The sequence below is a fragment of the Arthrobacter parietis genome, from assembly GCF_039530425.1.
GTDB classification, from domain to species: domain Bacteria; phylum Actinomycetota; class Actinomycetes; order Actinomycetales; family Micrococcaceae; genus Arthrobacter_D; species Arthrobacter_D parietis.
Genome location: NZ_BAAAON010000002.1, coordinates 254,154 through 280,427, shown reverse-complemented (window position 1 = coordinate 280,427; position 26,274 = coordinate 254,154). Strand labels below are relative to the sequence as shown.

At 64.2% G+C, this 26,274-nt stretch carries 28 protein-coding genes and 1 riboswitch; of the genes, 19 read left to right on the top strand and 9 right to left on the bottom strand.

Annotation, left to right across the window (positions count from 1 at the left end):
- Positions 1 to 158 precede the first annotated feature (158 nt).
- Genes ABFX19_RS09480 through ABFX19_RS09470 form a run of 3 tightly spaced genes read left to right on the top strand, consistent with a single transcriptional unit; the run spans position 159 to position 4,755 of the window.
- Positions 159 to 1,181, top strand: a complete 1,023-nt coding sequence (locus ABFX19_RS09480; RefSeq protein ID WP_277359099.1) for a 3-oxoacyl-ACP synthase III — start codon at positions 159 to 161, stop codon at positions 1,179 to 1,181.
- Entirely contained in the window at positions 1,175 to 3,769 is a 2,595-nt protein-coding gene (locus tag ABFX19_RS09475) for an alpha/beta fold hydrolase (RefSeq protein WP_346028193.1), read from the top strand. Before ABFX19_RS09480 ends, ABFX19_RS09475 begins: the two co-directional genes overlap by 7 nt.
- Complete coding sequence (locus ABFX19_RS09470) at positions 3,766 to 4,755, top strand: NAD-dependent epimerase/dehydratase family protein (protein ID WP_346028192.1); 990 nt, start codon at positions 3,766 to 3,768, stop codon at positions 4,753 to 4,755. Before ABFX19_RS09475 ends, ABFX19_RS09470 begins: the two co-directional genes overlap by 4 nt.
- Positions 4,756 to 4,878: 123 nt before the next feature.
- On the opposite strand, the gene ABFX19_RS09465 is transcribed toward ABFX19_RS09470, so the two are convergent.
- The 6 genes from ABFX19_RS09465 to ABFX19_RS09440 form a co-directional block, all read right to left on the bottom strand.
- Positions 4,879 to 5,799, bottom strand: coding sequence for a LysM peptidoglycan-binding domain-containing protein (locus ABFX19_RS09465; protein WP_346028191.1), 921 nt, complete (start codon positions 5,797 to 5,799; stop codon positions 4,879 to 4,881).
- A gap of 4 nt (positions 5,800 to 5,803) precedes the next feature.
- Positions 5,804 to 5,983, bottom strand: a riboswitch (cyclic di-AMP (ydaO/yuaA leader).
- Positions 5,984 to 6,094: 111 nt separating this feature from the next.
- On the bottom strand, positions 6,095 to 6,376 hold the full coding sequence (locus ABFX19_RS09460; RefSeq protein WP_056548287.1) for a hypothetical protein: 282 nt from the start codon (positions 6,374 to 6,376) through the stop codon (positions 6,095 to 6,097).
- 84 nt (positions 6,377 to 6,460) lie between these two features.
- Positions 6,461 to 7,471 carry a bifunctional DNA-formamidopyrimidine glycosylase/DNA-(apurinic or apyrimidinic site) lyase gene (mutM, locus tag ABFX19_RS09455; RefSeq protein WP_346028190.1) on the bottom strand — a complete coding sequence of 337 codons (1,011 nt, stop codon included), beginning with the start codon at positions 7,469 to 7,471 and terminating at the stop codon, positions 6,461 to 6,463.
- Positions 7,472 to 7,486: 15 nt separating this feature from the next.
- Positions 7,487 to 8,218 carry a ribonuclease III gene (rnc, locus tag ABFX19_RS09450; RefSeq protein ID WP_056548283.1) on the bottom strand — a complete coding sequence of 244 codons (732 nt, stop codon included), beginning with the start codon at positions 8,216 to 8,218 and terminating at the stop codon, positions 7,487 to 7,489.
- A gap of 56 nt (positions 8,219 to 8,274) precedes the next feature.
- Entirely contained in the window at positions 8,275 to 8,478 is a 204-nt protein-coding gene (gene rpmF, locus ABFX19_RS09445) for a 50S ribosomal protein L32 (protein ID WP_056548281.1), read from the bottom strand.
- Positions 8,479 to 8,480: 2 nt separating this feature from the next.
- Positions 8,481 to 9,014 (bottom strand): YceD family protein, encoded by a 534-nt coding sequence (locus tag ABFX19_RS09440; RefSeq protein ID WP_082566049.1) that lies wholly within the window; start codon positions 9,012 to 9,014, stop codon positions 8,481 to 8,483.
- A gap of 217 nt (positions 9,015 to 9,231) precedes the next feature.
- Between ABFX19_RS09440 and ABFX19_RS09435 the strand changes: the two genes are divergently transcribed.
- From ABFX19_RS09435 to ABFX19_RS09420, 4 genes are read left to right on the top strand one after another with little or no spacing between them, the layout of a single operon-like run.
- On the top strand, positions 9,232 to 9,666 hold the full coding sequence (locus tag ABFX19_RS09435; protein ID WP_346028189.1) for a TOBE domain-containing protein: 435 nt from the start codon (positions 9,232 to 9,234) through the stop codon (positions 9,664 to 9,666).
- Positions 9,663 to 10,421, top strand: coding sequence for a molybdate ABC transporter substrate-binding protein (modA, locus tag ABFX19_RS09430; RefSeq protein WP_277359093.1), 759 nt, complete (start codon positions 9,663 to 9,665; stop codon positions 10,419 to 10,421). Before ABFX19_RS09435 ends, modA begins: the two co-directional genes overlap by 4 nt.
- 17 nt (positions 10,422 to 10,438) lie before the next feature.
- The gene (locus ABFX19_RS09425; protein ID WP_277359103.1) at positions 10,439 to 11,209 is read left to right on the top strand and encodes an ABC transporter permease; all 771 of its coding nucleotides are present in this window, start codon (positions 10,439 to 10,441) and stop codon (positions 11,207 to 11,209) included.
- Positions 11,206 to 12,243, top strand: coding sequence for a sulfate/molybdate ABC transporter ATP-binding protein (locus ABFX19_RS09420; RefSeq protein ID WP_277359092.1), 1,038 nt, complete (start codon positions 11,206 to 11,208; stop codon positions 12,241 to 12,243). The genes ABFX19_RS09425 and ABFX19_RS09420 overlap by 4 nt, the downstream gene beginning before the upstream one ends.
- Before the next feature lie 4 nt (positions 12,244 to 12,247).
- On the opposite strand, the gene ABFX19_RS09415 is transcribed toward ABFX19_RS09420, so the two are convergent.
- Positions 12,248 to 12,559, bottom strand: coding sequence for a hypothetical protein (locus ABFX19_RS09415; RefSeq protein WP_277359091.1), 312 nt, complete (start codon positions 12,557 to 12,559; stop codon positions 12,248 to 12,250).
- 59 nt (positions 12,560 to 12,618) lie between these two features.
- A complete protein-coding gene (gene coaD / locus ABFX19_RS09410; protein WP_346028188.1) occupies positions 12,619 to 13,095 on the bottom strand; it encodes a pantetheine-phosphate adenylyltransferase in 477 nt (158 codons plus the stop codon).
- Between the two features lie 79 nt (positions 13,096 to 13,174).
- On the opposite strand from coaD, the gene ABFX19_RS09405 reads away from it, so the two are divergent.
- From ABFX19_RS09405 to ABFX19_RS09350, 12 genes are all read left to right on the top strand, one after another.
- Positions 13,175 to 14,401 (top strand): aminotransferase class I/II-fold pyridoxal phosphate-dependent enzyme, encoded by a 1,227-nt coding sequence (locus tag ABFX19_RS09405; protein ID WP_346028187.1) that lies wholly within the window; start codon positions 13,175 to 13,177, stop codon positions 14,399 to 14,401.
- Entirely contained in the window at positions 14,398 to 15,174 is a 777-nt protein-coding gene (locus ABFX19_RS09400) for a spermidine synthase (protein WP_346028186.1), read from the top strand. Before ABFX19_RS09405 ends, ABFX19_RS09400 begins: the two co-directional genes overlap by 4 nt.
- A 108-nt stretch (positions 15,175 to 15,282) precedes the next feature.
- A complete protein-coding gene (locus tag ABFX19_RS09395) occupies positions 15,283 to 15,573 on the top strand; it encodes a DUF1540 domain-containing protein (protein WP_056548383.1) in 291 nt (96 codons plus the stop codon).
- A gap of 195 nt (positions 15,574 to 15,768) precedes the next feature.
- Positions 15,769 to 17,019 (top strand): glycosyltransferase family protein, encoded by a 1,251-nt coding sequence (locus ABFX19_RS09390; protein ID WP_346028185.1) that lies wholly within the window; start codon positions 15,769 to 15,771, stop codon positions 17,017 to 17,019.
- Positions 17,006 to 18,325, top strand: coding sequence for a glycosyltransferase family 4 protein (locus tag ABFX19_RS09385; RefSeq protein ID WP_346028184.1), 1,320 nt, complete (start codon positions 17,006 to 17,008; stop codon positions 18,323 to 18,325). The genes ABFX19_RS09390 and ABFX19_RS09385 overlap by 14 nt, the downstream gene beginning before the upstream one ends.
- Positions 18,322 to 19,449, top strand: coding sequence for a glycosyltransferase family 4 protein (locus ABFX19_RS09380; RefSeq protein WP_346028183.1), 1,128 nt, complete (start codon positions 18,322 to 18,324; stop codon positions 19,447 to 19,449). Before ABFX19_RS09385 ends, ABFX19_RS09380 begins: the two co-directional genes overlap by 4 nt.
- On the top strand, positions 19,446 to 21,278 hold the full coding sequence (locus ABFX19_RS09375; protein WP_346028182.1) for an ABC transporter ATP-binding protein: 1,833 nt from the start codon (positions 19,446 to 19,448) through the stop codon (positions 21,276 to 21,278). Before ABFX19_RS09380 ends, ABFX19_RS09375 begins: the two co-directional genes overlap by 4 nt.
- Complete coding sequence (locus tag ABFX19_RS09370) at positions 21,275 to 22,471, top strand: phosphotransferase (protein WP_277359084.1); 1,197 nt, start codon at positions 21,275 to 21,277, stop codon at positions 22,469 to 22,471. The genes ABFX19_RS09375 and ABFX19_RS09370 overlap by 4 nt, the downstream gene beginning before the upstream one ends.
- Positions 22,471 to 23,595: a phosphotransferase gene (locus ABFX19_RS09365; protein WP_346028414.1), complete on the top strand. Its 1,125-nt coding sequence runs from the start codon at positions 22,471 to 22,473 to the stop codon at positions 23,593 to 23,595. Before ABFX19_RS09370 ends, ABFX19_RS09365 begins: the two co-directional genes overlap by 1 nt.
- Positions 23,596 to 23,715: 120 nt before the next feature.
- Positions 23,716 to 23,997 (top strand): hypothetical protein, encoded by a 282-nt coding sequence (locus ABFX19_RS09360; RefSeq protein ID WP_277359083.1) that lies wholly within the window; start codon positions 23,716 to 23,718, stop codon positions 23,995 to 23,997.
- A 126-nt stretch (positions 23,998 to 24,123) separates the two neighbouring features.
- Positions 24,124 to 24,462 carry a FitA-like ribbon-helix-helix domain-containing protein gene (locus tag ABFX19_RS09355; protein WP_346028181.1) on the top strand — a complete coding sequence of 113 codons (339 nt, stop codon included), beginning with the start codon at positions 24,124 to 24,126 and terminating at the stop codon, positions 24,460 to 24,462.
- Complete coding sequence (locus ABFX19_RS09350; protein ID WP_346028180.1) at positions 24,459 to 24,875, top strand: type II toxin-antitoxin system VapC family toxin; 417 nt, start codon at positions 24,459 to 24,461, stop codon at positions 24,873 to 24,875. Before ABFX19_RS09355 ends, ABFX19_RS09350 begins: the two co-directional genes overlap by 4 nt.
- Here the strand turns inward: ABFX19_RS09350 and ABFX19_RS09345 are convergent.
- Positions 24,872 to 26,218, bottom strand: a complete 1,347-nt coding sequence (locus ABFX19_RS09345; RefSeq protein WP_346028179.1) for a UDP-glucose dehydrogenase family protein — start codon at positions 26,216 to 26,218, stop codon at positions 24,872 to 24,874. The two genes, ABFX19_RS09350 and ABFX19_RS09345, sit on opposite strands and share 4 nt — an antisense overlap.
- Positions 26,219 to 26,274 lie beyond the last annotated feature (56 nt).

The following is a 26,274-nucleotide window of genomic DNA, read 5'->3' as shown; positions in this document are numbered from 1 at the left end:
GAGGAACTAGGCTTTCCTCAGGAACGTTAGTAACCGAAGTATGCTTATCATTTTCAGATTGGCATCCACTGCCGGCAAAGCGCTATCGGTTCCGGTGCAGCGAACAGCGGACCAGCGGACCACCCGCACAGGGAATAGACGGACACGAGGCAGGAAATTTGACCGGTAATTTCAACTTCCGACATCACAACACCGCGCTCCTCGGCGTGGAAAGTGTTGAGGCACCGGTCATCGTCACGTCTGCGGAATTCGATCGCATCCTCTCTCCGGCCCTGAAACGGCTCCGGCTGTCCAAAGGGCTTTTGCAGCGCGTGGCGGGAATCACCGAGCGGCGCTGGTGGGCACCCGGAACGGGATTCGAAGACGGCGCCATCGAAGCGGGCGCCAAGGCCCTCGCATCAACAGGTATCGCGGCTTCCCAGATCGGGCTGCTGATCAACACCTCGGTCTCCCGCACCAATCTCGAACCATCCGTTGCGGTGAAGATCCACAACGGTCTGGGGCTGCCGTCCTCCGCCATGAATTTTGATGTCGCCAACGCGTGTCTGGGTTTCGTCAATGGGATGACCCTGGCGGCAAACATGATCGAAGCCGGCCAGATCCAGTACGCCATGGTGGTCAATGGTGAAGACGCCCAGGCCACCCAGGAAGCCACCCTTCGGCGGCTGAATGAGCCAACGGCCACGCGTGAGAGTTTCATGCAGGAGTTTGCAACGCTGACCTTAGGTTCCGGCGCAGCCGCCGCCATTCTGGGCCCGGCGGATCTCCACCCGGGCTCCCACCGCGTCCTCGGCGGAGTGGCGCGTGCCGGTACTGAGCATCACGAATTGTGCGTCGGAGGTATCGACGGCATGTATACGGACGCACAGGGGCTGCTCGACGGCGGCCTGGAGCTGGTGGTTGACGCCTGGACCGAAGCCCAACAGGACTGGAACTGGTCGGACATGGACCGCTATGTCACCCACCAGGTGAGTACCACCCATACCAAGGCAATCATCGAAGCCGTCGATCTCGATCCAGCCCGGGTCCCCCAGACCTTCCCTCTCTGGGGCAACGTCGGGCCGGCGTCACTGCCCATGACGCTCGCCGCGGAAGCCCAGCGGCTTACTACCGGCGACCGCGTGCTGTGCATGGGTGTGGGCTCCGGCCTCAACACCGCGATGCTGGAGATTGAGTGGTAGAACTTCCCGGCGTCGACCCGTCGTGGTCGGCCTACCTCGACGTGCCGTCCACAGCCGACGTTGATCCGGCTGGAACCATCAACCGGTGGCACTACCTGGACAACCTGGCCTCCGTAACCGGTGATCTCCGCGGCACGCTGCTCTGTGTCCACGGCAATCCCACCTGGTCCTACCTCTGGCGCAGCTTGCTGGCCGCGGGTGCCGAGCACGGTTGGCGGGTCATCGCCGTTGACCAGCTCGAGATGGGCTATTCCGAACGGACCGGACGCGCCCGGCGTCTCGCCGACCGCGTACGCGACCTCGAGGATTTCGTCTCCGCGGTCGGGCTCAGCGGACCTCTAGTGACAGTTGGACACGACTGGGGCGGCGTCGTCAGCCTTGGCTTCGCCGACCGCAATCGCGCGAACCTCACCGCCGTCGTCCTGACCAATACGGCAATCCACCAGAACCCGGGCTCCCCCATTCCCGCGCCGCTGCGCCTCGCTCTCAGCGGCGCCGTGCACCGGGTGGGAACGTCGACAACAACCGCTTTCCTCGATACAACGCTTGCGCTGGCCCGCCCGCGTCTCAGCCGGGATGTACGGGCGGCTTACCGCCTGCCTTACCGGACAGCCGCACGGCGCCGAGGCATCGAACAGTTCGTCGCTGACATTCCCGTTGGTCCCGGGCACCCAAGCCACGCGGAGTTGAGCCGGATTGCCGACTCCATCCGTACACTCGACGTGCCCGTGTTTCTGCTGTGGGGCCCGGCAGATCCGATTTTTTCGGACACCTATCTCGATGACCTGGCGGAACGCCTTCCGCAGGCTGATATACACCGCTTCGAGGGCGCAAGCCATTTGGTCGCTGAAGACCGTGACATCGCCTCGCCAATCTTTGATTGGCTTGACCACCGCACCGAGAACGACGACGACGGCCGTCCCGCCCGTCCCTCCGCAGCGTTCACCCCGCTCTGGCAGCAGATCCACGAGCGGAGCAGCGGTCCGACCGCTGACATGCTGGCGGTGGCAGATATGGGAAGCTACGGTGCGGTGGCCGACTCGCTGTCGTGGAAGGAACTGGAGGACAGGGTCAGCCGCCTCGCCGCCGGCCTCAGCCGGATCGGAGTCAAGGCGGGAAGCAGGGTCAGCCTGATGGTTCCCCCGGGCATTGAGCTGACCACGTTGATTTATGCCTGCCTGAGATTGGGCGCTGTGATCGTGGTCGCGGACGCCGGGCTGGGGGTCAAGGGGCTCAGCCGCGCCGTTCGCGGCACTGTGCCGGACTTCCTCATCGGCATTGAACGCGCGCTCGTCGCCGGCAGGCTGTTCGGGTGGCCGGGCACCCGCGTCAGCGTCGGAGCAGCGCCACGGGCGCGACTCCTCGGTGTGCGTCACCGCCTCGAAGACCTCCTCGCTGGGCACCCGAGCTATGCGGGCGATGATCCCGCCCCCGATTCCGACGCGGCGATCCTGTTCACCTCCGGATCGACAGGACCGGCGAAAGGTGTTGTATACACACACCGCCAGCTGTCGGCGATGCGGGACACTCTCTCTGCAACTCTCAACCTTGCGCCGGGCAGCGCTCTCGTTGCTGGTTTTGCGCCCTTCGCCCTGCTTGGCCCCGCACTGGGAGCGGCTTCGGTTACACCCGATATGGACGTCACCGCTCCGCGAACGCTGACTGCACGGGCGCTGGCCGATGCCGCCGCGGCCATCGACGCCACCATGGTTTTCGCTTCCCCCGCTGCCCTGCGCAACGTCCTGGCCACAGCCTCGGGCATTGTCCCCGGCCGCAAGGATGCCTTGCAACGCGTCAGGGTGCTGCTTTCTGCGGGAGCCCCTATCCCCGTGAACCTCCTGGAGCAATTGCAGCCATTGGTACCCGGTGCCGCACTGCACACGCCCTACGGCATGACGGAAGCGCTGCCCGTCACTGACATACAGCTCGAGGACATTCGCGAGGCCCTGGACAGTTCGGTAGCAGGAGCCGGGAACGGCGTCTGTGTTGGACGAGCGGTACCGGGTGCGGAGGTCAGCATCAGCGCGCTTGACCCCACGGGCACTGCCACCGGTGTGCCCTCGGATTTGCCAGGCGTTACGGGCGAGATCCTCGTGCGTGCTCCGCACGTCAAAGACCGCTATTACCGGTTATGGATCACGGAACAGGCATCATCACGCACCGCGGGCTGGCACCGCACCGGGGACGTCGGGCATCTCGACGCGGACGGACGGCTCTGGGTGGAGGGCCGGCTTGCACACGTCATCACGTCCGCAGACGGCGTTCTGACACCCGTGGGCCCCGAGCAGTCGATCGAACAGTTGAAGGAGGTTCGCCAGGCGGCCGTGGTCGGTGTCGGTCCAACGGGCACACAGGCCGTTGTCGCCGTCGTCGTTCCTGTGGAAGCTGCCGATCAGGCGGGCCTGGCTCCTCGCCCTTTGTCGGATATGGTCCGGGACGTCGTCCGGCCGGGCGGAGTCCGTCTCGCTGCAGTCCTGACGCTGTCCGCCCTTCCGACCGATATCCGGCATAACGCAAAAATCGACCGTACAGCAGTAGCTGCGTGGGCCGGCGACGCGCTCCAGGGGCGTGGGAGGAAGAGGCCGTGAAGGTCCTCGTCACCGGTGCCAGCGGGATGCTGGGCGGCGCGGTGGCGTCCCTGCTCCTGCGCAACGGCCGCGATGTCAGGACCTTCCAGCGGCGTCCCTCCGGTGTGCCGGGCGCGGAGGACCTAGCAGGTGACCTCGCTGACGGTTCCGCCCTTGCGAACGCTGTCGCGGGGGTCGACGCCGTCATTCACCTCGCGGCAAAGGTGTCTGTCACCGGCAATCCGGATGCTTTCTACCGCACCAATGTGCTCGGCACAGCTGGGCTCCTGGCTGCGGCCCGGTCCGCGGGCGTTCAGCACTTCGTGCACGTTTCCTCGCCGTCAGTGGCCCACACCGGAGCGTCGCTGGTTGGCGCGGTTGCCGGGCCGGCTCAGCCGGAGCTCGCCCGCGGATCCTATGCGCGCACCAAGGCGCAGGCGGAGATCCTTGCTCTCGAGGCGAACGACGGCCAGATGCCGGTCGCGGTTCTGCGCCCCCATATTGTCTGGGGACCCGGTGACACCCAGCTGGTAGAGCGGGTACTCAGCCGGGCCCGCGCGGGCAGGCTGCCACTGCTTGCCGGTGGAACCGCGCTCGTTGACACAACCTACGTGGACAACGCGGCGTCGGCCATCGCTGCCGCCCTTGACCGGATGGAGTACATCTCCGGATCCCCGCTGGTCATCACGAACGGTGAACCGCGCCCGATCGGTGAGCTCCTCACCCGCATTTGCTCCGCCGGCGGCGTCCGGGAACCCCGGAGATCGATCCCAGGCTGGGCAGGCAGAGCGGCCGGCAGCGTCGTCGAAAGTATCTGGCGCGCTTCCAAGGCCGACAGCGAGCCTCCCATGACCCGCTTCCTCGCGGAGCAGTTGTCAACGGCCCATTGGTTCGACCAGCGGCACACCAGGTCCCTGCTTGGCTGGACTCCGGAGGTGAGCCTGGACGAGGGTTTTGCACGCCTCGCCGCGCACTATGGCGATTCAGCGTCGCGCATCAGGCACTGATGTTCAGATAACTGACGGTTTGCGATCGGACCCTCAGCCTGCCACCTGTCGCGTTGGTTCATTAAATGCCGCTGGGAAGGACCTTTACAGGTCCTCCCCAGCGACGAGAGACTAAGGCGAAGATTAGACGCGCACGAAGTAGGCGCCCGGCAGATCGCTCAGCGGGTGCTGCATGGTGAGGTTTGCACCATTCATTCCGCTGCTGATGACCTGGCCGTTGCCAGCGTAGACGGCTACGTGTCCGCCCGTGATGACAATGTCGCCCGGTGCAGGTGTGCTAACCGGGGTACCGTAGCCAGCGAACTGTGTGGGTCCGAGGTCGCCCGTACCGAGGGCCCTCTCGAGGAGAACGGTGCAGTCCTGAATAGCACCGGCTGCGAGCTGTGCCCGAGCCGACGCGAGGATGCCTGCGCCGCTGGCGCTGCCCGAGTTGTCTGCAACCTGGATGTTGCTGGAGGCAAGGTTGATGCCCATGGTGCTGGTCTCGACCGGTGCCGGAGCAACAGCAGCAGCCTGTACCTGCACTGCAGGCGCGGCTGCCGGAGCTGCTACCTGAATCTGCTGTACCGGAGCGGGCGCCGGAGCTGCGGCAGGAGCCGGAGCGGCAGCAGCGCTGCCGGAGAGGCTGATGACCTGACCCGGGTAGATGATCGAATCCCAGCCGAGGCCGTTAGCAGCGAACACGGCGTCCAGGCTGACGCCATAGTTCGCTGCGATCGAGCCGAGGGTGTCCCCGGACTGCACGGTGTGGGTCGGAGCATTGACGGCCGGAGCCGGTGCCACGGGAGCCGGAGCAACCGGAGCTGCCGGGGCCACAGGAGCGGCTGCAGCCTGGACGTTGGCCTCGACTGACGGTGCTGGGGTGTAGGTGGTGGTGCCCGCGCTTGCTGGCAGGGCCGCTCCGAACATGATTCCGGAAGCTGCTACAACAACGGCTGCTGGGCGGCCAACGGTGCCGGCGTGTGAGCTGACTGCCTTGGAAACGACCTGCATGGTGCTGGGCGGGGTTGCACGGTGGCGTGCGATATGACGGTTTTTGGACACGGAAATAGCCTCTCCCAATGCCGGCGGAGTTAGCTGTCGGATTCGGATGGGAGCCACCCGGACTACCGGTCTTGGACCGGTGAGTCTTCACCCCTAGGACTTCTGAAGAAGCCCGCTATCTGGTTCCCCCGCTCCTGCCGCAGTGTGTAGCGAACGGACCTTCCGACGGCGGCAGGATTAGGCAATCCACCAGAAGGAAGCCGGGCTTTTGAGCCCGGCGTGTCCATAACGTTACATTCTTTCGGGCTGGATGTCACATTTCAATCACGAGAAACGCCGGTTCAGCCGCGCCGGATTAGATTTTGTACTCGTCCTGCGCGCTTTTGGGGCCGTCCTGATCGCCATTGCGGTGCATGGCTGACTGCGCCTTTTTCAGGGCCTGCTCTGCCTGCGCCTGAACCTCCGGAGCCTTCGTTTTTACCGTCTCCGATGCCTGGGAAACCTTGTCCTGGACCTTCGGGTTGTTCCAGAGCTCGTTGGCCTTCACTTTGATCTGCTCATAGCTTGCACGACCGGCCCGGGCGCCCAGAACGTAGCCTGCTGCCATACCTGCTGCAAAAACCAACTTGTTCTTCATCGCGATACTCCTGACGTGTCGGGTACTGAGATACTGAGATATCGAATCTAGTCAGCTTACTTACTTTTGTCACGTCGGAGCCGCTCACCAGCGTCCGTTACGCGGCCGTGGCTGGCACCTGGGGCACGTGTATGAGGACCGGTTCATGAAGGTGTCGCGCCGGATCAGGGAATCCAAACCATTCTCGAAGCATCGCCGACAGGGCTTCCGCTCCCGCCCGTAGGCGTTCAGCGCGCGCTCAAAGTATCCGGACGCGCCGTTCACGTTTACGTAAAGCGAATCGAAGCTGGTGCCGCCTGCCTCGAGCGCCCGGATCATGACGTCCCTACACGACTCGACCAGTCGCGAGGCTTCTGCACGCCGAAGGGTGTCAGTGGGGCGGGCGTAGTGCAGCTTCGCTGCCCACAATGATTCGTCGGCATAGATGTTTCCGATTCCCGAGACGAGCGTCTGGTCGAGCAAGGCGCGTTTGAGCCCCGTGCGGCGGGAATGCAGCTTGCGATAGAAATCCTCGAAGGAGAATGCAGGGTCCAGCGGGTCACGTGCGATGTGCGTCGCTTCAACCGGCACCAGGGGAACGAGGTCCTCCCCCAGTCCGCCGGGAAGACCATCAGCTGTTGCCACCATGCTCGTGACAAAAAGCCCGCCGAAGATCCGCTGGTCCACGAAACGAAGCTCCTCCGGCACCGGCTGAGGCCCAGCAGCCGGAGACAGCCGAAGGCGAACCTTCAGGTGCTTCTCGTCCGGCTGGGTGCGGTCCTCGACCAGCAACTGGCCGCTCATTCCAAGATGAGCCATGAGCGCAACTGGCGGCCTGCCGTCCGGGAGTTCCTTTGAGGACGCCAGGTCCGGTGACGGCGCAGGCCGGGAGCCGCCGTCGTCATCGGTGAGGGTAAGGGGCAGCCAGAGGAACTTGCCCCGACGCACGGCATCGCTGACGCGGGCTCCGATGAGGTTTCCAATGAAATCCTCGATGCCGAGGGCATGGCGGCGGATTGAACGGGGGTCCAGGACGTCGACCGCCTCGATGCGGCGCCCGCGGACCCAGCGCGCGAGACCCCTGCGCACTACCTCCACCTCAGGAAGCTCAGGCATAACGAGGTGCAAAGATCACGTGGAGTGGCGGAGCTGTGCGTCCGCGTGTGCGAGAGGCAGTTGGTTTACCTCAGGCTGAAGGAGCTTCCACGAGGCAGAGGCAGCCTCTTGCTCGGCCTCCTTCTTGGAGCGCCCGGAACCTGAGCCGTAGGTCGCTCCGCCGATCACCAGGACGGCCTCGAACCGGCGGTCATGGTCAGGCCCGAAACCCGTCACCTTGTAGTCGATAACCCCCATGCGCTGTGCCGCGGCGATTTCCTGGATGCTGGTCTTCCAGTCCGTTCCGGCGCCAAGGGCTGCGGCGTCCCGGAGCACCGGACCGATGATGCGCATGACGAGGCACCGTGCGGTCTCCATGCCGTTGCTGAGATAGGTGGCGCCGATGATGGCTTCCATGGTGTCAGCAAGAATTGAGGATTTGTCCCAGCCATTGGTGAGCTTCTCTCCCTGTCCCAGGAGGATGTGCTGCCCGAGATCGAGGCCGCGGGCAATCTTCGCGAGGGCGCGGGTACTCACCACCGCCGAACGCCTCTTGGCGAGTTCACCCTCTGAAAGATCAGGATTGTCCCTGTAGAGAGCGTCCGTGACCGAAAGCCCGAGGACGGAGTCGCCGAGGAATTCGAGGCGTTCGTTGGTAGGGATTCCGCCCTGTTCATACGCATAGGACCGATGTGTCAGGGCAAGACGAAGCGTCTCGGCGTCAATAGTGACACCGAGACGCTTCAAAAGATCTTCTGAACTCTCCACGCGGCGACGCTTTCGCGATCGAAGCCTCAAGCACCGTAAACCGGTGCTCTTGGCATTTAGACGTCGGCTACCTTGCGGCCCTTGTACTCAAGGAACAACTCAGTGCCGGCGGAATCGGTGACAACCTTGGCCTGGTGGGCAAGGCTGTAAGTGACGCGACCGTTCTCCACCGTCTTCACCAGCTTGGGAGCAACAGCCTTCCACTGGGACCGGCGTGCACGCGTATTCGAGCGGGACATTTTCCGCTTGGGAACAGCCACGACTAACTCTCTTCTCTCTTGTCTGACTCTGTCTTAACTTCTGGTTCCGCTGCCTCAGGGCCGGCGGCCGCACCGGCCAACCCTGTCAGAGCAGCCCAGCGGGGGTCAAGGACCTCGTGCCGGTGTCCGGGGTCATCCTCCAGGCGAGCACCACATTCAGCGCACAAACCCTGGCAGTCCTCCCGGCATACCGGTTGGAACGGCAGCGATGTCACTACTGCGTCCCGCAGCACCGGTTCGAGATTGACTGTGTCATTCTCGACCTGACGCTGCAGGTCCTCCTCTTCATCCTCCGCCATCTCAGGGGCGTCGTAGTAGAAGAGTTCCTGCACATCGACACTGGTGCCGTAGCTGAGCGGGTCCAGGCACCTACCGCATTCGCCGGATACTTCGACGTCAACGGTTCCCGATACCAGGATCCCCTCGTGTACAGCCTCGAACCTCAGGTCCAACTCCATGCTGGAGCCTTCCTGAACGCCGATGAGCGCCACACCAAAATCTTTCGGCGCGGGCACATGTTCTTCGACTGTCCGCATGCTCCCCGGGCTGCGCCCAAGATCCCTGACATTGAAGACCAGGGGCGAACTGAGATCGCTTTTGATGAAAACTCCTGTAGAACATGTGACCGACGAACCATCTTAGCCCGAAACCAAGCCCCGCCCCAAACCCATTCCGCCATGGTCTCGACCGGGATGGAAAAATCTGTTCAGATACGGGTCATTTGGTTGCACATACCACGATAGGTTGGATGTTATGACTCATGTACGCATCCGAGACGCCGCGCAGTTTCTGGGCGTCAGTACCGATACCGTGCGCCGCTGGATCGACGATGGAATCCTGGGCGCTAAGCGCTCATCGGGTGTCCTCTCTGTCGACGGACTGGAGCTCGCACGCCTGGCACGCGATCGCGCTGTCCTTCCCGCAGACCCGCACGGTGTTGCAACGTCCGCCCGCAACCGCTTTGTGGGGCTGGTGACAGAGGTAACCAGCGACAGAGTGATGTCGCAGGTCGAGCTCCAGTGCGGACCGCTCCGGGTTGTTTCCCTGATGAGCAGCGAAGCGGTACGCGAGCTTGGGATAGAGCCGGGCACCGTTGCTGTCGCTGTCATCAAAGCAACTAACGTCATCGTTGAGACATCAGCGGATAATTTCACCTCTCAACCCCGATCAGCCGGCGGCCCCCGGTGACGCGCCGCTTGCGCAGGCTGGTGAGCGCCGTCGTCGTCGTGTGTGCCCTTGCCTCCTGCAGCAACACGGATCCGGCGGCGGATGGCGTCCTCAACGTCTACGCAGCCGCTTCACTCCAGGCCCCCTTTGAGGAAATCGCCACTGAATTCGAAGCCGTCCATCCAGGGCTGAGCGTGCAACTGAACCTTGCGGGATCATCGGACCTGGCGACGCAGATCATCGCCGGGGCGCCCGCCGAGGTCTTCGCCCCGGCGAATACTGCCACGATGGAGCAGGTAGCTGCCGAGGGCCTGCTGGCCTCGCCGTCGAAGACGTTTGCCACCAACGTGCTGACCATCGCAGTGGCAGCGGGAAACCCGCTCGGCATCGAATCTCTTGAGTCACTCACAGAGCCTGGTATTGCCACGGTGCTGTGCGCTCCGCAGGTGCCCTGCGGAGCCGCGGCTGCGGCAGCGCAGGAAGTAAGCGGCGTCTGGCTTGAGCCCGTCAGCGAGGAGGGCTCGGTTACCGACGTCCTTGGCAAGGTCTCCTCCGGGCAGGCCGACGCCGGGCTGGTCTATGTCACCGATGTTGACGCCTCGGGCGGCGCCGTGGACGGCGTACCGTTCGATGCCGCCGCGCAGGCAGTAAATACCTATCCGATCGCAGCGGTTGGAAGCAGCGGGGATTCGGCCTCGGACTTCATTGACCTCGTCCTTGGAGGGAGCGGCCAGGAGATACTGTCCTCCCACGGCTTCGGGAAGCCCGACCAGTGACCGGAGTCTATTCCGGAATGCCGCGCTGGCTTCTTGCGGTCGCAGCGGCGGGTGCCCTGTTCCTCATTGTGCCGCTCGCCGCACTCGTTCTTCGCGTGGACTGGTCCCGGTTCGCAGAGTTGGTAGCCTCCGACTCCTCACGCGCCGCGCTGCTCCTGAGCCTCCAGACCTCAGGAACAAGTACGTTGCTCTGCGTCCTTTTCGGTGTACCCATGGCGTTCGCCCTCGCGCGCACCCGGTTCAGGGGCCAGCGCGTCCTCCGGGCGCTCGTGCTCCTGCCGTTGGTGCTGCCGCCTGTGGTCGGCGGTATCGCTCTGCTCTACACGTTTGGCAGGCAGGGCTTGCTTGGCGAGTCGCTGCGGGTGTTAGGGGTGGACATCGCGTTCTCGACCGCCGCCGTCGTGCTGGCGCAGACTTTTGTCGCGCTGCCGTTCCTCGTGCTGAGCCTCGAGGGCGCCCTGCGCACTGCAGGTACCCGGTACGAGGCCGTCGCTGCGACGCTGGGGGCGGGACCCACCACGGTGCTGCGGCGGGTAAGCCTCCCCCTCGTGGGGCCCGGAATCGTTTCCGGTGCCGTGCTGTCCTTCGCGCGCGCCCTCGGAGAGTTCGGGGCGACGCTGACGTTCGCCGGAAGCCTGCAGGGCGTCACCCGGACGCTGCCGCTCGAAATCTATCTGCAGCGGGAGACTGACCCGGACGCCGCGGTGGCGTTGTCCCTCGTGCTCGTCGCGGTTGCGGTGCTGGTGGTCGCCGTGGCGCACCGGATTCATGAGGGCAGTACACCATGAGCCTGGATTTCACCGCGCGCGTTCCAGCCCGGGATTTCGACGTCCGGTTCTCCCTCGCCACCGGAGAGACGATAGCGCTCATGGGGCCTAATGGCGCTGGGAAATCCACGCTGCTCAGCGTGCTGGCCGGCCTGCTTCGCCCGGACTGTGGCTCGGCCACCCTGGATGGAAAAACCCTGTACGACGACGGCGAGTGGCTTGCGCCGCATACCCGCGGTATCGCCCTGCTGGCGCAGGATGCGCTGCTTTTCCCGCACCTTTCGGTTCTGGAGAACGTTGCCTTTGGCCCCCGGTGCGCCGGCGTACCACGGAGCGCAGCCCGCAAAGAAGCCCACCGCTGGCTTCGAGAAGTGGATGCAGCCGATCTTGCACACCGCCGGCCGGTGAGCCTTTCCGGCGGACAGGCGCAACGGGTGGCCGTTGCACGGGCGTTGGCCGCTGAGCCTGCGCTTCTGCTGTTGGACGAGCCATTGGCTGCACTGGACATTTCGGTGGCACCAATGGTGCGCAGGATGCTCCGACGGGTACTCGAGGGGCGAAGCGCGATCATTGTCACCCATGACATCGTCGACGCTCTGCTGCTGGCCGACCGCGTTGTGATTGTCGACGGCGGGCGGATCGTTGAGGACGGACCCACCAGGTTGGTCCTCGAACGGCCGCGCAGCAGCTTCGCTGCAGGACTCGCCGGGGTGAACCTCATGACCGGCACGACAACGCGCGATGGTCTCCGTACGCCGGGAGGCGTACAGCTGGCGGCGCTGCGGGATCGGGATCTTCCGGCGGGCGAGGAGGCTGCTGCCGTCTTCAGCCCGCGCGCCGTGGCGGTCCACCGGCTCCGACCGACAGGTAGTCCGCGGAACGTGCTGGCCGTGACCATCACTGACCTCGAGCAGCACGGCGGACGCACCACTGTGCGGGCCGATCATCTGAGCGCGGAGATCACCACAGCGTCTGCAGCGGAACTCGACCTGCTGCCGGGGGCAGAGGTGTACTTCAGCGTGAAGTCCGCCGAAGTTGAGATCTATCTGCGCTGAGCCCTCAGCGGCTGTCGGCTTTCCGATCGACAGCATCTTCGGGCGAACCAGCAACCTGCGGCGCACCGGCGTCGTGGTCTGAAGACGCCGGCCCGGTGTGCTCGGTGGAAACCTCCGACAGGAGGTCCCTGTCATCAAGTTCCTCGTTCAGTTCCTCCTGCCGGTGTTCCGTCTCCGGGTCCGGGGTGCCTTCCTCGACGTACTCGACCTCAAGCTGACGATGGACCTTGCTGTTGAGGACCTCTACCTGGTTATCCTCAAGCTGATTCAGGTTGTCAGGAAACGTGTCCTGAGGCTTGATTCGGCTCTTGCCCACTGTGTCCTCTTTTGTCCGCCCGGCACTGGTAGTCCTGATTCTACTGAAGCGTAGGCAATTCAGTGAGCATCTTCGTTCAGCCGCTTGAGCACAGCCTTGGGAACAAAGGGCGAAATGTCACCGCCCAGGCCCGCAACCTCCTTCAAAAGCGTCGACGAGAGGTGCGAGTAGCTTGCCTCCGCCGGTATGAACACGGTCTCAACTCCGGCCAACTGGCGGTTCATTGCAGCCATCGGCAGCTCGTACTCTAAGTCCGCGCTTGACCGCACGCCCTTGACGATCAGGTTTGCACCCTGCTTCCGGCAGAAATCCGCCAGGAGTCCGTCGCCCATGGGCAGCACAGAAACGCCGCGGAGGAATGTGAGAGTTTCGCGGGCAATCTCCAGCCGGTCCTCGAGCTCGAACCGGTACTTCTTGGCGTAGTTGGTGGAGACCGCGACGATCACTTCGTCGAAAAGGCTGGCGGCACGGGCAATAACCTCGAGATGCCCATTGTGGATGGGGTCAAAGGATCCAGGGCAGACGGCTCGACGCATACAACGAATCTACCGCGTGAGAGGAGGGTTTTCAGTCGTGTGTCCCAACCGGAAGCGCGGGTTCGGGATACTGGATGACATGGAATCGAACCAATCCGCCGCGGCAGGACAACTCTCCGGTTGGCAGCGAACCGCCCGGGGTGCAAACCTTCTCTCCCCCGACGGCAGCCTCGGAACCGTTATTTTCGAAGAGATAACGGCGCTCGCCGGACAGCACAATGCGATCAACCTAGGCCAGGGCTACCCGGACGAGGACGGGCCTGAACTCCTCCTGAATGCCGCCCGCGAGAACATCGCCTCCGGTATGAACCAGTACGCCCCCGGGCGTGGGCTCCCCGTGCTCCGGGAGGCGATTGCAGCTCACCAGCAGCGCTTCTACGGACTGCCCGTTGACGCCGAACGGGAAGTTGTTGTGTCCACGGGCGCCACTGAGGCGATAGCCGCGTCAATCCTCGCCTTCGCCGGGCCGGGGGACGAGGTGCTGACGTTCGAGCCGTTCTATGACTCCTACGGTGCCATCATCGGCCTCAGCGGAGCCCGGCACACCACTGCGCCGCTGGTCGGACCGGCGTACCAACCGGATCTGGAAGCCCTTGAAGCCGCCATGAGCGAGCGTACCCGGGTGATCGTGGTGAATAACCCGCATAATCCCATGGGCACCGTGTTCACCCGAGAAACGCTTGTTCGCATCGTTGAACTGGCCGAGCGCTTCGGCGCCATCATTGTCACCGACGAGGTGTACGAGCATCTGACGTTCGCAGCGACACATATCCCGGTAGCCACGCTGCCCGGTGCATGGGAGCGCACAGTCACGATCTCCTCAGCAGGAAAGACGTTTTCGGTGACCGGCTGGAAAATTGGTTGGTTGACCGGGCCTGCTGACCTGGTGGATTCAGTCCGCAGCGTGAAATCCTTCCTCAGCTACAGTTCCGGCACTCCGTTCCAGGGCGCTGTGGCGCTCGGGTTGGGCCTGGAGGACTCCTTCTACCGCTCGATCGCCGACTCCCTCCGGTACAGGCGGGACCTCCTGGGGGAAGGCCTCAGTGCCGCCGGCTTTGACGTCTTCACCCCGCAGGCGACTTACTTCACCGTCGTCGATGCAGCTCCGCTCGGCGTCACCGATGCCGTCGCCCTGGCCAGGCGCATGCCGGAACTGGTTGGTGTGGCGGCAATCCCCGTTCCGGTGTTCTGTCATGAGGCAGGAGCACGGCGCACCCGCTCACTCCTGCGCTTCGCGTTCTGCAAGAAGGAGGAAGTGCTCGCCGACGCGGTACACCGCCTGTCCTCGCTCCGGGAGCGGCTGTGAGCGTGCCGTCCCGCTACCTCCGCGCGGCAGGTGCGCATGCTGAAATTGACATGGATGCCTATAACGACGGCGCCTTCATCCTGAGCATCGGCGGTGCGCAGCAGTCGCACGTCGACCTCGCCGATCCACACAACGTTTTCTATGAGTACCTCCGCCGGATCGCGAACGTCCTTGACGTGTTCAAGCCAGCCGGGGAGCCGATACGCGTCCTGCACCTCGGAGCAGGTGCACTGACCCTGGCCCGTTACGTACAGGCCACCCGTCCCGGATCCCGCCAGGTTGCCGTCGAGCGCGAGCGGGAACTGCTTGCTTTCGTGGTGGAGCACCTGCCGCTACCACCGGGTACCGACTGCGAGCTACTGGTAGAAGACGCGAGCGACACACTCGCCGCCTGCACTGAAGGTGCGTTTGACGCCGTCGTTCTCGATGTGTTCTCCGGTGCCGACGGGGCCACCGAATTGGCCACGCCGGAGGTTTACCGCCTGCTCACCAGGGCGGCCGCACCCGGCGGCGTTGTGCTTGTGAACGTAGGCGATGATCCTCCGCTGACCTTCGCCCGCGAACAGGCGCGCCTGCTGCTGGAGACCGGGTACGACGTCGCGGCGCTGGGCGAGACCGCCATGTTCACCGGGCAGCACGCGGGAAACATCGTGCTGGCGGCGTCAACATGGTGGAACCCGGCGTGGACGGCGCCCCTTGCGGCTGCGGGACCGCATCCGGCCGCACTCCTGACCGGCGCCGACTACACGGATTTCGCCGGTAGAAAGCGCTGATTTACGCGCAGTTTTCATGCGCTAAAGAACCCGTGTCACGGGCCATAACCCGCAGTACCGTTGAACTACTGCACGGACAATTTTCCGATCACCGTTGATGGAGGAATCATGACAACGGAAGTCACTGAAGTATCCGATTGCACCGTTCACACCTGCGCCTTCAACCACGACGGCTGCACCGCGTATGCCATCACAGTCAGCGGCAGTCCCGAGCACGCTTCCTGCGCAACCTTCATCGATACCTCGGAGACCGGCGGCCTGCCGATGGTCCTTGCGCATGTGGGTGCCTGCCAACGCAACGAGTGCGTTCACAACAGCCATCTCATGTGCAACAAGCACGACGTGAAGATCGGGTCCGGTTCTGATCTGGCTGACTGCCTTTCCTACCAGCCACGGTAGCGCCGCTCCGGCATGAATAGTGCCCGTCCCCTGCATCTGTGGCTGCAGGGGACGGGCACTCCTACGTGCACCCACTAACTTCCGCTCCACAGACCACTTCATATGAGAGCTCTCTCATGAATAGCTCACCGACGTCTCATAGCCGGCTGGCTAAATGGGAAACCTGCGGTTCCAGTTGGCTGCGGGGAAAGTTGGATGCAAGCCATGACGGTGAAGGACAGCAGGTCCACGACGGCCGGAGCGCAGAAACGCGGGACGCTTCGCGTGGTCCTGTACTCGCACGATTCCCAGGGGTTGGGACATACCCGCCGCAACCTCGCGCTGGCGCATGCTCTCACCGGCAGCTTCAGGCGGGCAGGCCGGACGGTGAGCGGAGTGCTGGTCACGGGAGTCGCCGCAGCCACCCGCTTCGAAATCCCCGAGGAGTGGGACTGGGTGGTGGTGCCGGGTATCGCGAAGGGCACGGGAGGCTATGAAGCCCGCCACCTGAGTGTCCAGCAGAAGGACATCATCAAACTTCGGTCATCCCTGATCACCGCTGTGCTGCACGACTTCCGTCCTCACCTTGTGGTGGTGGACCGGCATCCGTTTGGAGTGGAGCATGAACTGGCAGAAGGGCTGGAGCAGCTGCGGCGCGAGCGTCCGTCGTGCCGGGTAGTGCTCGGCTTGCGCGAAGTTCTCGACCGGCCCTCGGCTGCACGACGTGAATGGGCCGCACTGGATCTGGAGCAGGTGGACGGGACGTTCGATGAGTTCTGGGTCTACGGAGATCCGTTGGTCCACGATCCGGTGCGCTCCGGCGAAATTCCGGGCAGCCTCGCCCACCTCGTGCGGCACACCGGATACCTTTCCCTCGGCCGTCCGGTCCGGCCTCGTACCGGCGCCACCGGTGTTCCCTTCGTCGTCACGATGGCCGGCGGCGGATCCGACGGTCTTGACGTAACCCTGACCGCCGCCCGCGCCAGGCTCCCGGAGGGGCTCGAGCACCTCATTGTCACCGGTCCCCAGATGCCGAAAGGCGACCGTGCACAGGTTGAGGCGGCGGCCGGCCCCCGCACGCATGTCGTCGGATCCGTGCGGGACGCCCTTGCAGAGATACAGTCGGCGGCGGCTGTCGTCGCCATGGGCGGGTACAACACCGTGTGCGAAATCATGAGCACCACCACCCCCGCGCTGATTGTGCCGCGGGTCCACCCGCGCCGGGAGCAGCTGATTCGCGCACGCGGCCTGGCCCGGCACCGGTTGCTCGATTTCTGCCACCCCGACGAGTTCACCCCGGACACGCTTTCCACCTGGTGGGCGCAAGTGGGCGGGCAGGAGGTTGCCCGCGATGGAGTCAACCTCGATGGACTCGCAACAACCTACGAGTACGCATCCGAGCTCCTGGCCCAGCCGGACGGCAGCTCCGAACGACGCACGGATTGGACCCGTCATGCAGCTGTCTAACGAGGGGCGCGTCGGTTACGTCCTGAAAATCTACCCACGCTTTTCGGAAACTTTCATTGTCACGGAAATCCTCGCCCGTGAAGCAGCGGGCGAGGACCTTGAGATTTTCTCGCTTCGCCCGCCCGTTGACCCCCGCTTCCACCCCGAACTGGCCCGGGTCCAGGCGCCCGTTACCTACGTGGCCCGCCCGCAGAAATTGTCCGAGGGCTGGCCCATCATCGCCGCCGCCCACAACGTGATCCCCAACTTCGCCCAGCGCTTCGCCGCTCTCCTGCCCGATCTCGCTGAATGCGAGGCATCTGAGGTGCACCAGGGCGTCGAACTGGCAACCCGGGTAACTGAGCGGGGAATTACCCATCTCCACGCCCATTTCGGATCAATCGCAGCACGCACCGCCCGCATTGCCTCCGCGCTCACGGGCGTTCCATTCTCCTTCACTGCCCATGCCAAGGACATTTACCACGAGCAGGTTGACCAGGCTGAACTCATCCGCCTCATACAGGCGGCGCACCACACGGTCACCGTGAGCGACTTCAACTACCGGTACCTCTCAACCCTTGCGCCGGCCGCATCGGGCCGGCTCCACCGCGTCTACAACGGGCTGGAGCTCAGCCGCTTCCCTTTCAGGGAATCCGCTCCCGTCCACATGCCCTTCCGGATCGCCGCAGTTGGACGGCTCGTTGAAAAGAAAGGCTTCTCGCTCCTGATTGACGCTGTTGCGGCGCTCGTGCGCTCCGGCGTCCAGGTAGACGTGCGCATAGCAGGAGGTGGGGAGTTGGCTGATAGCCTGGCCGACCGCGTCAGGCTCCTCGGCTTGAGCGACCAAATACACCTCCTCGGCCCCCGCACGCAGAGCGAAGTCATCGAACTCCTGAGATGGGCCGATGTATTCGCCGCTCCCTGCATCATCGGGGCAGACGGCAACGCCGACGGACTGCCGACGGTGCTGCTTGAGGCAATGGCGATGGGTGTGGTCTGCATCGGGTCGGACGTCACCGGGATTCCGGAGGTCCTCGGCGGAATGGACGGCGCCGCCACCGGTCTGCTTGTCCGCGCCGGTAACGTCGAGGACCTGATTCTGGCGCTGCGGACGACGGCGTCCGACTCGTTCGACCGGATGGCAACCGCTCTGGCTGCCCGGTCATTGATTGAACGCTGCTTTGATTCCCGCTCGCAGTCCGCACAACTGCAGCGTTTGTGCGGGACGGCAGCGGCGGAGGCAGATCCTCCCGTCCGCGCAGAGCATCCGTCATCCGTATCGTCGTCGTGCTTCACTTCCCCCGAACTCGAGGCGGTGGTCCGATGAAGCGCATCGCTTATGTGTGCATCGACCCGGGTGTGCCGGTGTTCGGCACCAAGGGTGCGTCCGTGCACGTTCAGGAAATTGTCCGGGCCTGGCGGAACCGCGGCGCGGAGGTGACGGTGTACTGCACGCGGCCCGGCAGCGACGTCCCGGCTGACCTGGCGGACCTCACCGTCGTCGTCGTACCGGTAACCGGGAAAGGGGCAGCCCGTGAGAACTCACAGGCTGCCGCTGCCGCTGAACTCGCCCAGCGGATTCTGGACGACGGCGCGGATGCCGTCTACGAGCGCTACTCGCTGTTCAGCGACACGCTTGCGCGCGTTACCGGTCAACTGCGGGTTCCTGGCTTCCTCGAGGTCAACGCGCCGCTGATCGAGGAACAGCGGACCCACCGGAGTCTGATTGATGAAACCGCGGCGCACGCGGCTTTGCGGGAACAGGTCGGCGCCGCGACCCGAACTGTTTGTGTCTCCGATCCGGTGGCCGACTGGGTCCGAAATCGCGTTGACCCGGAGCACCATGAGCGGATCCGCACAGTTGCCAACGGCGTCAACATCCACCGCATCCGCCCCTCGTCTGAAGCGCCCGGCATGCCGGTCGTTGCATTCGTCGGAACCCTGAAGCCCTGGCACGGGGTGGAAACGCTGATAGAAGCGCAGGCTGCGGGATCGCGCGAGTGGACGCTCCGCATAGTCGGGGACGGCCCACAGGGGGCGGAGTTGCGCGGCCTGGCCGAGAGGGTGGGGGCCGACGTTGAGTTCACCGGCGCAATCGCACCGGAGCACGTTCCAAAGGCCCTCGCCGGATGTTCGATCGCGGCTGCCCCGTACCCACGCGCGAGCCACGGCGACCAGTACTTCTCCCCGCTGAAAATCTACGAATACTGTGCCGCCGGGTTGCCCGTTGTCGCCTCCCGGGTGGGGCAGGTGCCCTACATCATTGACGACGGCGTCACCGGACTTCTGGTCGAACCGTCCGATCCGTCCGCGCTGGCTGAAGCCATTGATGGGCTGGCCTCGGCACCGCTTGCCCGGGCGGCGATGTCCTCCGCCGCGCGGGCAGCGGCGACTGATCGTCACAGCTGGGACACCGTCCTGAACCGCATCACCGAGGAGGTGCCGGCATGACTAAGGCGGTCGTCATACCCGAGAAATCAGCCCTTCGTCGTACGCTGCAGATCCTCAGGCCGCATCTGTCTGGTCAGGGACTGCTCATGGCCGGCGGTGTCCTGGTGCTGCTGTGTGAGGTCGCGTTCCGGGTCCTCGAACCGTGGCCGGTGAAATTTGTGGTGGACGCGGTCACCCGGAGCCTGGGCGCTGATTTTGCAGGCACCGGACCGGAGGCGACTCCCCTGCTGCTCCTGGCCTGCGGCGCCGCCCTCGTCTTTTTCACCGGTATGCGCGCGGTCTGCAACTTCTTCGCTACACTCGCTTTCGCTCTGGTCGGATCGCGGGTTGCTACCAAACTGCGAGCTAAGGTGTTCGATCACGTCCAGTCCCTCTCCGCGCGGTTCCACTCGGTCAATCGCACCGGCGACACGGTCCAGCGATTGGTCGGCGACGTCGGCAGGCTCCAGGAGGTCGCCGTCACGGCCGGTATGCCGCTATTGGCCAACTGCATCACCCTGGTTGCGATGGCCGGAGTAATGTTCTGGCTCGATCCGCTGCTGGCACTGGTGGTCATCGCCGCATGCGCGGGATTCCTGCTCCTTTCACGAATCAGCACGGACAAGATCACTGTGGCTGCACGGCTTACCCGCAAGGGTGAAGGTTCCCTCGCGAACACCGCCCAGGAGAGCCTGGGCGCCATCCGGGTTGTACAGACGTACGGCCTGGAACGGGCGCTGTCCGACCGGTTCGGCAGCAGCAACCAGAAAACTCTCAAGGACGGCGTGAGGTCCCGCCGCCTCGCAGCCGCCCTGGAGCGAAGGACGGATGTGATTGTGGGCGTCGCGACCGCCGTCGTCCTTGCCGGGGGCGGGTGGCGGGTGGTTCAGGGAGCCATGACGCCGGGTGACCTGGTGCTCTTCCTGATGTATTTGAAGACTGCCATGAAGCCGTTACGGGACCTCGCGAAGTACACCGGCCGGATCGCGCGCGCCACGGCGTCCGGCGAGCGCGTGGCCGAACTGCTCGACGAGGCGGTGGACATCACCGACTCCCCTACGGCCCTTCCGCTGGGCAAGGTGTGGGGCGAGCTCGAGTTCCGCCACGTCTCGGCATCCTATGAGGGGCGGGTGGTCCTGTCCGATCTCACCCTATGCCTGCAGGAGGGCCGCACCACGGCCATCGTGGGACCGTCCGGATCCGGCAAGTCCACACTGCTGTCCCTCCTGGTGCGCACTATGGATCCGGAGCGCGGTTCAGTGCGCCTCGACGGCGTGAACCTCACCGACATCACACTCGCTTCCCTCCGATCGAACGTCAGCCTCGTCCTGCAGGAGGCGGTCCTGTTTACCGGCAGTATCCGCGAGAACATCCGTTTCGGGCGCCTGTCAGCGACGGACGGCGAGGTTGAGCGGGCAGCGCACCTGGCGCAGGCCCATGGTTTCATCACCAGCTTTCCCAAGGGTTACGACACGACTGTCGGCGAGCGCGGCGGGACTCTCTCCGGGGGGCAGCGGCAACGTATCGCGATTGCCCGCGCCATTCTGCGCGATGCACCGGTGGTGCTCCTCGATGAAGTGACGACAGGGCTGGACCATGACGCGCGGACCGAGGTTCTCGGCGCCCTGACGACGCTCAGCGCGGGACGAACCACCGTAGCGGTGACCCATGAGGCTTCCGTGGCGTTGCAGAGCGACCGCGTGCTCTGGCTTCAGGACGGGCGGGTGCTGCTGGACGGATCACCGGAGGAGCTGCTGCGTTACCCGCTGTTTGCACGCTGGGTCGAGGAGCAACGCGCTTCCGCTCAGAACCGTACGACCGCAACGGTGCCGGCTGGGAGCGTGCCATGAGCAGCCTGCGCACTCCGCTTGACTCCCACCTCCGATCACTCGAGTTGCTCTTCGATCCGGACGCGCTGAGCTCCCTGTTCAAACGTCCGGTACGTGCCGCTCACCTGCGTTGGAAGCGCGGCAGGTCGGCGGTCGCGCGTCTCCACGATGACGACGGCGGCGTCCGCTGGCTGGCGATGTACAGCACCGATTCGTCGGTGAAGCTGGAGAAAACCTTCCGGCGCGCGCTCACCCAGGATGTGGCGTGGGAGCGCTTCGCACTTGATGACGGAATATTGGCAAGCGGGCCGATCGCGCTGGATCCGCGCTTGTACCCGGTGCTTCGTGGGTTCAGGCGGGCTGGCCTGGAGGTGCCGTCGCCGGGCCTCGGAGTGCTCAAGTACAACCCGTTCCGGCGCCTGGTGTTCAGCGTGGATGCCGCTGGCACCCCGCGTCTCATAGGAAGGGCGAGTGCGGGCGGACACTCTATTACCCACGGAATGCTCTCTGAACTGGCGGATGGCGGGGTGCCCGTCGTCCTTCCTCTCGACTCGGCACTGTTGCCGCCGGGCCTACCTACCTCCAAGCATCTTGAGTACCTGCCGTGGTACGGCTCCGGAGACCTCAGCACCGTCCCGCTTCAGGTTGCGGAACTGCCTGCCCGGTCCGCGGGTAAAGCGCTGGCCCTACTGCACGATCAAGCACCGATCCACAAGACGCACGCGTGGCGGGCACCTGCAGGACGGCTTCGTTCACTCATCCGTGAGAATGCCGAGCTGATACCGGAAAACGGGGGTCGCCTGGAGCGAGTGTCCGCGGAGCTGGAGGCTCTGCTGCGCCAGCCGGGCAGGGCTGCGGTAATCCACGGAGATTTCTCGGCCGACCAGGTGCTCGTGGACGGCAGGCAGGTACGGTTGATCGACTTCGAGTGGAGCACTTACGGTGCCGCAGCGTCGGACCTGGGTAGCTTCGCCGCCGCCGAGGCGCTGGAATCCCCCATGGCCGACGGCCGCAACGTCCTCGGGCTGCCGCGAACGGCTGCCCTGCTCAATGGGTACGGCACCGGGCGTGCCACCGTACATGACTCCGAGACAGTGGCGTGGACCGCCTTTCACCTGCTGAACCGGCTTCGCGAACCATTCCGCGCCTGTGCACCGGATTGGCGGCAGCAGGTCGACCGCCGTCTCACGATGATTGAAGAGGTTTTGTGGTGATGCACATACCGGTTGAGTTGCCGAACGACGGCGGTCCGCCGGTTCGTATCCACCGCGTCTGGCCCCGCAGTGACGGGAGTCTGGTCATCGAAGGCCGGGAACCGCGAACTGGTCGGATCCGTGCCGGCCGCATCGATGCCGAGGGCTGCGCGTCCCTGGTGCCGTTTCGCGACGATCGCGCACTGCCCGGGTTGGATGCCGATCCTTCAGGAGAACTGCTGGTGCACCGTTTGAAGCGGCGCGCCGTCGTGCGCGCCGACGGGCGGTACACGAAGTTTCTTGCGGGTGGGAAGGCCGCCGCTGTCAGAGACGCACATCTGGCGGCTGCTGCCGGGCTGGCTGGATCCGGAGTTGTTGCGCCCGATGTGGTAGCTGCCAGTGAACACAGCATCACGTTATCTGCCGTACCCGGAGTGAGCCTGCACGATCTGGGTAGAGGTCTGGACGCCGGCACTTGGTCGGCTTCCGGTGTCGGCTCCGACCATGGCTCCAGGCCGCTGGACGCGTGGAGCCGTGCCTGGGCACTCTGGGCAGAACGATGGCCCGCTTTCGTCGGCACGTCTATCAGCAACGAACCTTCCATGGCCGCACGGATTCATTCAGCGCAGGATGAAGTCCGCACCCTCGAACGGTGGGTTGGACTGGCAGTCGAGTTCGATGCTCTCGGTGTATCGGAGGACCGACTTCGCCGCGTATCGGCGTCGGTCGGCACGTCCCTGCTCAATAGTTCCTCGCCCGCCGGACTTGCGCACCGTGACCTGCACGACAAACAGGTTCTAGTAGACCCGGGGACCCGGTCGGTGGGAATCATTGACTGCGACACACTTGCCCTCGCTGAGCCCGCGCTCGACCTGGCTAACCTGGCGATTCACCTGAATTTCCGGGAGGCCCAGGGACTGTTGCCTGCTGGCACCGCGACCGTTGGCGGTCACTATATCCACGAAGTGGCCGAGGTCCTGGCGGTACCCTTCCCGCGGTTTGAGGCCTATGCTGCAGCGACAGCTCTTCGGCTGGCCTGCGTTTATGCGTTCAGGCCGCCCTACCGGGACATGGCATCTACGTGGTTCAGTGAGCTTGAGGAGCGTCTTGGCAAACGCAGTTTCCTCTCAGGAATGCCTGCCTGACCCCTCTTCCGAGGTAACGACCGACGTATTGATTAACGCCGGGTAACGGACCTGTCCCGATTAGCTAACGACACGACGACACGACACGGAATGCTCAGCTAGCTGTTCAATACTGGACTCATGGGAACGCAGCAACTCGAGGAGACAGTCAAGACAAAGGCAAGCGGGATTCTGCGTTGGGATTGTGCACCTGCAGTGATAGTGCTGATCGCAGTGGCAGCTTTCTGGATCGGCGGGTCGTTGGAGTGGTTCGAGATGCTCAGCGTCCCGGAGAACGCCGTGGGCAGCGTTGTGTGGCTCTACCTCATGCTTGCCGCGGTCGCAGGATCGATCGTCCTGGGAGGCGGCGCCGTTGTCGATCTGGCGCGGCGGATCAATCGCGGCTCGGAACGGAACCAGTAGCAGCACCGCTCCTCCACACAGCCACCGTAAAGCTACGGGGGGACCGCCTTGTTCCAGAAGGGTGCATGTACTGCACTCAATGCATGCAACGCATCCAGTACATGCACCCTTCTGGAAGGAACACCTATGCCGAGCATCAGTATCCGCAACGTCGATCAACACACGCTCGATGAGCTGAAACGGCTAGCGGCGTCGAATGGACGCTCGCTGCAGGCCGAGCTCAGAGCACTACTCGATCAGTTCGCGGCCTTGCCCTGGGAATCGCGGCTGGCGGACTATCCGCTCTCGATGATGCCGCTACCTCGCTGGTACACCGATATGGCAGATGTGCGGATCGATTTTGCCGGCCTCACTATCAGCCAGCTCCCGCCCCGGCGCTCCCCTTTCCGCATGCTCAGGGAGCCGATTCCCACGGCACTTCCGGGTTCATCGGCGGCCACTCATAGGCGGGTGTCAGCAGCATGATCATTCTGGATTCGGACGTATTGCTGACCTTGATCGGCACGGACAATACCGAAGCCGAGGAATGGGTGAAGCGATTTACCGGCAAACCGCACACGTCCGCAATCGCCGTTGCCGAGGTTTACGCGGCAATTCGCAGATCACCCAACATACTGTTCAGGGAGGCCCGATACCGCGCTATGCACCATGCGCTGGAAGGTGTCCTACAACGCCGGGTACTTCCGTTCGACCACAAGGCGGCTCGCGAACTTGCAGCGCTTGCCCTTGCCCCGCACCCTGACGGCGGGACCTTCCCGCTGGCCACCCTTATTTCTTCAGCCACGGCGCGGGTCCTTGGCATGAAAGTGGCGACAGGACGCCCGGAGGACTTCTTCGGCATCGATGTTGAGCTTGAGGTTCTGAATCTCAAGACCTAACGCGCTGCAGCGGTGGGCGCGGGTACGGCGGCGGCTTTTGGACGTCCGAGCGCCCGATAGGTCCAGCCGGCGTCGCGCCAGGCCACCGGGTCCAGGCAGTTTCGTCCGTCCACGATCGCTGGACGAGCCACCAGTGCACGGAGATCCATTGGATTCAGCGCGCAGTACTGCTCCCATTCGGTCAGCACCAGCACAGCGTCGGCATTCTGGACGGCCTCTTCAACAGAGGCGGTGTAGGCGAGGTCAGGGAAGCGTCGCGACGCGTTCGGCACGGCCTGAGGATCGGTAGCTGTGACCGCCGCTCCCTGAAGCTGCAACTGGGCGGCGACGCTCAGGGCGGGCGAATCACGGACGTCATCGGAGTTGGGCTTGAAAGCCAGACCGAGAACGGCTATCCGTTGCCCGAGCAGCGACCCGCCGCAGACCTCCCGCGCCAGATCCACCATGCGGGCGCGCCGCCGCATATTGATAGAGTCGACTTCGCGCAGGAAGGTCAGGGCCTGATCGGCGCCGAGCTCACCCGCTCGCGCCATGAAAGCGCGGATGTCCTTCGGGAGGCAGCCACCACCGAACCCGAGACCTGCGTTGAGGAACTTCCGGCCGATCCGTGCGTCGTGGCCAATGGCGTCCGCAAGCATGGAGACATCAGCTCCGGTGGCCTCGCAGACTTCCGCCATTGCGTTGATGAAAGAGATCTTCGTGGCCAGGAAGGCGTTTGCGGATACCTTTACCAGCTCAGCTGTCTCATAGTCCATCACCAATCGCGGGGTCCCTCCAGCGAGCGCCTGAGCGTACACCTCATCCAGGATCAGCTGAGCACCACTGGCTGCATCATCCAGCCCGTACACCAGGCGGTCCGGTTCCAGCGTGTCCTTGACGGCGAAGCCCTCGCGCAGAAATTCCGGGTTCCAGGCCAGCGTCACTGAAGGGCATGCCTCGGAGATACGTACGGAAAGGTCGCGGGCAGTACCAACGGGAACGGTGGATTTCCCCACCACAACGTCGCCTGCATTCACATGGGGTAACAGTGCGTCGACGCCCGCATAGACATGGCTGAGGTCTGCTCCGTTCTCTGCTCGCTTCTGTGGTGTGCCGACCGCGATGAAGTGCACAGCGGAGCCGGCCGCATCGGCGATGTCGGTTGAGAAACGCAACCGGCCAGTTTCAAGCGCCTCAGCGAGTAATTCCGGAAGCCCTGGCTCAAAAAAGGGAGCATCCCCGGCACTCAGGGCCGCAACTTTCGCACCATCGACGTCGATGCCCACCACCTCGTGCCCCAGCTTCGCCATGCACGCCGCATGCACCGCTCCGAGATACCCGCATCCGATGACCGATAACCGCATGATGAATGCCCCTAGCTTTCGTATTTCTGGGTCCCGTTTTCGTGTCCTGCAAACAC